This is a genomic window from Actinophytocola sp., from assembly GCF_045807065.1.
Lineage (GTDB): Bacteria > Actinomycetota > Actinomycetes > Mycobacteriales > Pseudonocardiaceae > Actinophytocola.
In genome coordinates this window covers 21,411-28,415 of sequence record NZ_JBJMIE010000249.1, presented here as the reverse complement: position 1 = coordinate 28,415, position 7,005 = coordinate 21,411, and the positions used below count along the sequence as shown (strand labels likewise).

The 7,005-nt window shown below is 70.2% G+C and carries 9 protein-coding genes; 2 read left to right on the top strand and 7 right to left on the bottom strand.

All coding sequences use genetic code 11. From position 1 onward, the window contains the following. The 3 genes from ACJ73U_RS14620 to ACJ73U_RS14610 all read right to left on the bottom strand — a co-directional run. Positions 1 to 293 (bottom strand): pyridoxal-phosphate dependent enzyme (locus tag ACJ73U_RS14620; protein ID WP_407778147.1); only part of this gene is annotated, 293 nt, incomplete at its 3' end. Next, positions 290 to 559 (bottom strand): DUF4229 domain-containing protein, encoded by a 270-nt coding sequence (locus tag ACJ73U_RS14615; protein ID WP_407778146.1) that lies wholly within the window; start codon positions 557 to 559, stop codon positions 290 to 292. The genes ACJ73U_RS14620 and ACJ73U_RS14615, both read right to left, overlap by 4 nt. A gap of 10 nt (positions 560 to 569) precedes the next feature. Next, entirely contained in the window at positions 570 to 1,034 is a 465-nt protein-coding gene (locus tag ACJ73U_RS14610; RefSeq protein ID WP_407778145.1) for an Lrp/AsnC family transcriptional regulator, read from the bottom strand. A gap of 159 nt (positions 1,035 to 1,193) precedes the next feature. On the opposite strand from ACJ73U_RS14610, the gene ACJ73U_RS14605 reads away from it, so the two are divergent. Both ACJ73U_RS14605 and ACJ73U_RS14600 read left to right on the top strand, forming a co-directional pair. Beyond that, positions 1,194 to 1,409 (top strand): BldC family transcriptional regulator, encoded by a 216-nt coding sequence (locus ACJ73U_RS14605; protein ID WP_407778144.1) that lies wholly within the window; start codon positions 1,194 to 1,196, stop codon positions 1,407 to 1,409. A 97-nt stretch (positions 1,410 to 1,506) separates the two neighbouring features. Next, a complete protein-coding gene (locus tag ACJ73U_RS14600; RefSeq protein ID WP_407778143.1) occupies positions 1,507 to 1,719 on the top strand; it encodes a hypothetical protein in 213 nt (70 codons plus the stop codon). Positions 1,720 to 1,851: 132 nt separating this feature from the next. Here the strand turns inward: ACJ73U_RS14600 and ACJ73U_RS14595 are convergent, their stop codons facing one another. The 4 genes from ACJ73U_RS14595 to ACJ73U_RS14580 form a co-directional block, all read right to left on the bottom strand. Beyond that, complete coding sequence (locus ACJ73U_RS14595; protein WP_407778152.1) at positions 1,852 to 3,270, bottom strand: AAA family ATPase; 1,419 nt, start codon at positions 3,268 to 3,270, stop codon at positions 1,852 to 1,854. A 299-nt stretch (positions 3,271 to 3,569) separates the two neighbouring features. Continuing rightward, positions 3,570 to 4,298 (bottom strand): hypothetical protein, encoded by a 729-nt coding sequence (locus ACJ73U_RS14590; protein ID WP_407778142.1) that lies wholly within the window; start codon positions 4,296 to 4,298, stop codon positions 3,570 to 3,572. 151 nt (positions 4,299 to 4,449) lie between these two features. Beyond that, positions 4,450 to 5,430 carry a c-type cytochrome biogenesis protein CcsB gene (gene ccsB, locus ACJ73U_RS14585; protein WP_407778141.1) on the bottom strand — a complete coding sequence of 327 codons (981 nt, stop codon included), beginning with the start codon at positions 5,428 to 5,430 and terminating at the stop codon, positions 4,450 to 4,452. Next, complete coding sequence (locus ACJ73U_RS14580; protein WP_407778151.1) at positions 5,430 to 6,968, bottom strand: cytochrome c biogenesis protein ResB; 1,539 nt, start codon at positions 6,966 to 6,968, stop codon at positions 5,430 to 5,432. The genes ccsB and ACJ73U_RS14580 overlap by 1 nt, the downstream gene beginning before the upstream one ends. Positions 6,969 to 7,005 lie beyond the last annotated feature (37 nt).

Sequence of the window (7,005 nt, the reverse complement as noted above, 5' to 3'; positions counted from 1 at the left end):
TACGCCTCCGACACGGCCGTCGAGCCCGAGGACGCCTCGATCACCGGCGTGCCCTCGACGATCCAGCCGTTGCACAGCGCGTACAGGAACAGCGACCTGGCCAGCCGGTGCTTCAGCGAGCCGGTCGGGTGGGTCGACTCGTCCTTGAGGTAAAGACGAACATTCCATTCGGACGGCAGCGGGAACGGCAGCAGGTGCGTGTCGGCGCTGCGGTTGGCGTCGGCCTCGATGACGCGGACCGCCTCGCACACCCAGTCGCGGGTCTTCCCACTACAGCGGTCGACCGCGGTCATTCGCGGGCGTCTTCGTCGCCACGCAGCTCGGCGCGCAGGCGGTCGCGGGTCGCGGCCCGCTCGGCGCCGCGCTCGGCCAGACCGGCCGTGACCCGCTGGTTCAGCCCGCGGAACAGCAGGAGCCCCAGCGGGAAGCCGACGACGATGGCCACCGCGAACGACACCAGCAGCGGCACGTCGAACAGCACCAGCACGACCGTCACCGCGCCGACCAGCGCCAGGCGGCCCAGCGTGTACAGGGTCAAGTCGCGGGAGAGCGTGCTCACGCCCGAGACGTTACTCGTCACCCTCACCCACCTGCGAAGTGTTGGGCCGGCCCTCGAAGCGCGTGGACAGCACGAGCGTGGTGCGGGTCCGCGCGATGCCCTCGATGCGGCGCAGGCGCCCGAGCGTCCGTTCGAGCTCGTCGACCGTCGCGACGCGTACCTTGACTATGAAGGACTCGTCGCCGGCGACGCGGTAGCAGGACTCGACCTCGTCGAGGGCGGCGAGTGCTTCGGCCACGTCCTCGTCGTCCGCGATGTCGGTCGAGTAGATGCCGATCAGCGACGTGACGCCGAGGCCGACCATGGTGGGGTTCACCACGGCGTGGTAGCCGGTGATGACGCCGCTGGTCTCGAGCTTGCCGACACGCTCGTGCACGGCGGACGCGGACAGGCCCACCTGCCGACCGAGCTCGGCGTAGGTCGCTCGGCCGTGCTCCCTGAGTGCGGCGATGATGCGGCGGTCGACGTCGTCCACGGCGGGCACTCTAGCCGGCACTTTTGCCGCGTCCGCAGCCTGTCCGAACCGGCCGTTTTGTCCCTTACTACCTCTTTACCATAAGACAACCGTTCGAGTACCCGATGGTCGAGATGCAACGATTGGGGGGTCCAGGTCGAATCCACCTGAGGAGGACACGTGACAGCGGCACATGTCGGAGAGCGGCTCCTTACCCCCGGCGAGGTCGCGGCGCTGTTCCGCGTCGACCCCAAGACCGTCACCCGGTGGGCCACCGCCGGTCGCATCGGCTCGATCCGCACGCCCGGCGGCCACCGCCGGTTCCGGGAGTCCGAGGTGAAGACCCTGCTTGCCGAGCTCACCACCGAGGCCAATCTCTCGAACGGCCACTCGTAGCGAAGACGTAGCAACCATGAGGCATGGTCCACCCCTGCACCCCCTAAATCGGTACAAAAGGGCTAATCTCGATGCCAAGTACCTCAGGAGGTAGCAGATGGTGTACTTGCTCGCCGCAATCGGCGCGGTGTGCGTCGTAGTCCTGCTGTGGCGGGCGTTCGCGGCCAACCCCACCATGAAGGTCGGCGACCGTCGCGTGAGTGGGCCGAGCCGGTCCGTCGCACCGGACGACGACCCGGAGTTTCTCCGCAGTCTCAACCAACGCAAGAACAACCCGCCTGAGGCGGACGGTAAGGAACCGCCCGCCTAGGTCATCGGCGACGCCTGCTCGCCGGGCACGACCGTCGGCGTGTTGGGGCCGAGCCCCCGGACCCCGCTCCTGTGGAGCTGATCGCTGAGGGCGACGGACATTCGTGGCGTTGCTCGAGCCATGTCCTGCTGGTCAGCGCATGAAGTAGAACTCGCTCGGGAAGCCGTCCGCCACTGTTGCCGCCAGTTCCAGCAGGGCCAGGCGGGTGGGGGCGCTGAGACGGTCCAGCTCGATCTCCGCGCCCTCTTCCAGGTGCGGGTCGAACGGGATGCGGCAGACCGCGCGGCAGCGGGACGCGAAGTGCTGCGCCAGCTTGTCGAGGTCCACCGAGCCCGAGCCGGGCCGTACCGAGTTGATGACCGCCACCGAGCGGGCCACCAGGTCGCGGTAGCCGTGGGCGTCCAGCCAGTCGAGTGTCGCGGACGCCGAGCGGGCGCCGTCCACCGAGCCGGAGGACACGACCACCAGCGAGTCCGCCAGGTCCAGCACGCCCTTCATGGCCGAGTGCATGAGTCCGGTGCCGCAGTCGGTGAGGACGATGTTGTAGAAGTGCTCCAGCAGCGCGACCGTGCGCCGGTAGTCGTCCTCGCTGAACGCCTCCGACACGGCCGGGTCCTGCTCGCTCGCCAGCACCTCGAGGCGGCTGGGCCCCTGCGAGGTGTACGCGCGGATGTCGCTGTAGCGCTTGATGTTGTCCGCGTCCCGCAGCAGGTGGCGGACCGTGGCGGTGGTCTCCAGGGGGATCTTCTGGCTGAGCGTGCCGCGGTCGGGGTTCGCGTCGACGGCGATGACCCGGTCACCGCGCAGTGAGGCGAAGGTCGAGCCCAGCGTGGTGGTCGTGGTGGTCTTGCCCACGCCGCCCTTCAGGCTCAGCATCGCGATCTTGTAGCAGCCTCGCAGCGGCTGGTTGACCCGCGCGATCAGCTCGCGGCGATGGGTCTCCTGCGGGCTCTCGCCGACGTTGATCAGCCGGCCGCTGGCCACGAAGACCGCCTTGCGCCAGCCGGACTGCGGCGGGCGCTTCTGCTGCTTGATCAGCTTCTGGGACGACAGCTCGCCGCCGTGCCCGTGCGCCTGCTGTGGCGGCGGGGCCTGGACCGGGTACTGCTGCTGGTACTGGTACGGCCCCTGCGGCACCTGATGCGGGCCGGAAGCGCCCTGCGGCACCTGGTGGGAACCCGAGCCCTGGGGAACCTGGTACGGCCCGGAGACGGCCGCCTGGGCACCGGACTGCGGCTGGTCCACATGGGGCACGCGGTAGGCGCCGGAGCCCTGCGGCACCTGGTGCGGACCCGACACGGCGGCCTGGGACCCGGAGGGCGTCTGGTCCACATAGGGCACCTGGTACGGCCCGGAACTGCCCTGCGGCACCTGGTAGGCGCCGGACACCGCCGCCTGCGAGCCCGACGGCGTCTGGTCGACGTACGGCGCCTGGTAGGGGCCGGGCTGCTGCGCGCCGGCGGGCTGCTGGGGCCGGGCGGCCGACGGGTCCGCGTACTGGGGGTTCGGATCCTGGTACGGCCGCGACCCGGTCCGTTCCTCATCCTCCAGGTTGGACACGAGCGGCCGGGGGCCGAAGTCCTCCGTGGGGGGTTCCTGACCACCGCCGACGCGGGGTACGCCCCCCTCCGGCTCGCCGTGCGCACTCACCGCTGGGTTCCTCCTGAAGCACTGACGGGTCCGCCTCCGAACGCGACGGTAGTCGCACATGCTCGGGAGCGTCGACACCGGGGGCTACCCGCGTTCGCACCAGCAACCGGTCGGTATCCCGCAGGTCACGGGCAGGTTGCGGCCGTCAGACGCACGTCGTGAGCCGAGTGTGGGAACGTTTGCGGCCGAACGGCGTCCGCTCAGCTGGCGAGCAGGTCGCCCAGCGGGTTGATCATCGTCAGCGCCGGACCGGCGGGGGCCGACTTGGTGGCCGCGGTGCTGTCGGTCGAGGAGGTCGACGGGGACAGGATGCCGCCGACGACGTCGGTCACCGGGGAGAGCACGCCGCCGACGGTGCCCAGGAGGCCGCCGTTGCCCTTCGGCTCCGAGGTCTGGGTCGACGGCTGCGTCGGCGTTGTCGTCGTGGGCGGCGTCGTGGTGGACGGCGGGGTCTGCGTGGTCGGCGTGCTGGTGCCGCCGCTCGGCGCGGTGCGCTGGGTGTCGCCGCTCTTGTTCGAACCGGTGCCACCGGACGTGCCCGTGTTCGACACGACCGGGATGCCGTTGTTCGAACCGGCCGACGCCGGCGTGGTCGGCAGCGCCTGCTGGTCCCGCGGGGACTGCTGGCCCAGCGGCTGCTGCTTGGCGTCCTTGCCGCCGGGCACGGGGGCGCCCACCACGGGAGCGCCGGGGCCGGGATCGTGGCCGGGGGCCGCTGGCGCGTGCTCGGGTGCGGCACCCGCGACGGGAGTGGCGCCGCCGTGCAGGCCGAGCGCACCGGCGGCGAACGTGCCCGCCATCAGCAGGGCACCGGCCGCCACACCCAACGTCCAGCGCTTGTGGGCGTGCGAGGCCTCGGACTCCTCGAAGGCGGCCTTCGTGGCCTCGGCGCGGCGGACCCCCAGCGGGTGGTTCTCGCGACGGAGCACCCGGTCGACCGTCAGTCGTTCGTTACGACCGTATGCCTCTGCGTATGTCACAGCCCCTCCAGAACCAGCTAGCTTCACCCAATTGGGTGTAACTCGGCGAACCCCGGAGCGGAGATTACTGATCTCTGTGCGGCTTGTCCAACAGTCGAGGTCAAACCCCTGCGTAAGAATGCAACCCGGCCGTTACCAGGTTGATGAAGAACAGGTTGAAGATCATCACCGCGAAGCCGACGATGTTGATGGTCGCGGCCCGGCCGCCCCGCCAGCCCGCGGTCGCGCGCGAGTGCAGGTACGCGGCGTAGACGACCCACGCGACGAACGCGACGGTCTCCTTCGGGTCCCAGCCCCAGAACCGGCCCCACGACTGCTCGGCCCAGATCGCGCCGAAGATCACGCCGGCCGTGTAGATCGGGAACGCGAACACGGTCGCGCGGTAGGCGACCTGGTCCAGCACGTCCGCGGCCGGGAGCCGCGCGGCCAGCCCGGACAGCAAGCGCGGCCTCCGCACCTTCAGCAGGTACAGGATGCTCACGACACCCGGGACGAGCAGGATGCCGCTGCCGGACGCGATCGTGAACACGTGGATCACGAGCCAGTACGACTGGAGCGCGGGCTGGACGGGTGCGGCGGTCGTGTACAGCAGGACGCCGCCGAGGAACATCAGCACGACGACCGGCAGCAGCACCCACACGCCGAGGTGGCGGACCGCGTACTTGCGCAGCACGACGAGCCAGGTCACGACGGCCATCAGGCACAGGATCGCGCCGAACTCGTACATGTTGCCCCACGGCGCGCGGTGCGTGGCTAGACCGCGCAGCGCGAGCGCGGCGACGTGCAGCGCGACGCCGAAGACGGTGAGCGCCACGGCCAGCTTGCCGATCCGCTCGGCCCGGCCGTTGCGTTCGAGGACGGGCTCGTCACCTGGCTCGTCGGAGGGCTCGTCGACGGAGCCGGCCACCTCGTCGGCGCCGCCCGAGCCGACGGCCACCAGCTCGCGGTCCTTGGCCACGGCTCGCCGCCGGTAGCCGAAGGCCTGCTCGTACAGGTAGAAGAGCATGGCCACGAAGTAGGCGCCGACGGCAATGCCGTAGCACCAGTCGCTGTACTGCGACAGTGTCTCGTTGATGTCCATCAGGACTCCCTCCCGACCACCGCGTTCTCCCGCGCCCGCCCCGGTGCCAACTCCGCCAGCAGGTCCTCGGTGACGCGGCCGAACTCCTCGCCGTATCCCGCCTGGTCGGTACGGGCGAGGCCGCCGAGCAGCAACACCGTACCGCCGGTCCCGTCCCCGGAGCCGGGCACCGTCCGCACCCAGAACCTGCGCCGTTTGACCACGAGCGACGTGCCGAGGCCGAGCACCACGAATACCGCGAACACGAGCACCCAACCCTGCGACGGGTCGTGCGAGACCTGCAGGTACACCCACTGCCGCACGCCGTCGAAGCTGATCTTGGTGCCGTCGGCGAGCGTGATCTCGTCCCCCGGCCGCAGGTTCTGCCGCGCGACCCGCTTCAGCCGGCCCGCGTCGATCATGTCCTGGTTGACCTCGTAGATGGACTGGCCGCGGCCGGACTCGTTGCCGAGGTCGCCCTTGAGTACGTCGACCGCGACGGCCGGGTCGCGCAGGTCGGGGAACGCCGAGCCGAGCAGGTCGCCCTGCATCACCGCGGTCGGCGCGAACAGGCCGGTGATCGCGAGCTGGCGCTGGCGGCGCTGCGCCGGGTCGGTGACGCCGGGCGGGTCGAACTTCGTGGCGCCCTCGGACAGGTAGGTCATCTGGTTGACCGGCCGCCACTGCGTGGTGTGCGTGCGCTTCTGGCCGTCCGGGAACGTGACGGTGAAGACGGGCGCGTAGCCGTGGCTCAGCAGGTAGACGCGGTCGCCCGCGGTACGCAGCGGCGAGTTGACCTCGAGCTTGTACGGACGCCAGGTGTTGGTGTCCAGGTCCTCGCCCGACTGGTACTCGATGTCCGCGCGGTAGTAGTCGGCCTGCCCGGTGGGCAGGAAGTTCGCGGTGAAGCCGTCGACCTTGACGCAGAACGGGTCGAGGTCGGTGCCGTCGACGCGCAGGCCGGGGCGGAACGTGTCGTAGCTCAGGGTGCCCGAGTTGCAGAACTGCGAGCCGTTCGCGAGGACGACGACCTGGCCCTCGTACTGGAACATCTTGCCGATGGCGAGCGCGACGATGAGACCGAGCATCGCGAAGTGGAAGACGAGGTTGCCGGTCTCGCGGAGGTAACCGCGCTCGGCGGAGATGCTCCGGGCGCCGTCCTCCTCCTCGCGTTCCACCATGCGCCAACCGCGCAGCCGCTTCTTCGCCGTCGCCATGACCTCCTCGCCGGTGGCGTCGACGGTCGTCTGGTGGTGGTGCGGGAGGCGGGCGAGGTTGCGGGGCGTGATGACCGGCTTGCCGCGCAGGGCCTTGGCGTACTCGAAGGTGCGCGGCAGCAGGCAGCCGACCAGCGAGATGAACAGCAGCAGGTAGACGGCGGAGAACCAGACGCTGCCGTAGACGTTGTAGAACTCCAGGCGGTCAAGCAGCTGACCCCACCAGCCGTGGCTCGCGATGTACTCGTCGACCTTCTGGGGGTTGAGCGAGCGCTGCGGCAGGAGCGCGCCGGGCAGGGCGGCGACGGCGAGGAGGAACAGCAGCACCAGTGCCGTGCGCATCGACGTGAGGCCGCGCCAGGTGTTGCGCAGGAGTGCG

Coding starts and splice junctions, on each gene's coding strand:
- ccsB (WP_407778141.1), bottom strand. CDS start 5,430: ATGGACATCAACGAGACACTGTCGCAGTACAGCGACTGGTGCTACGGC.
- ACJ73U_RS14580 (WP_407778151.1), bottom strand. CDS start 6,968: ATGCGCACGGCACTGGTGCTGCTGTTCCTCCTCGCCGTCGCCGCCCTG.
- ACJ73U_RS14600 (WP_407778143.1), top strand. CDS start 1,507: ATGGTGTACTTGCTCGCCGCAATCGGCGCGGTGTGCGTCGTAGTCCTG.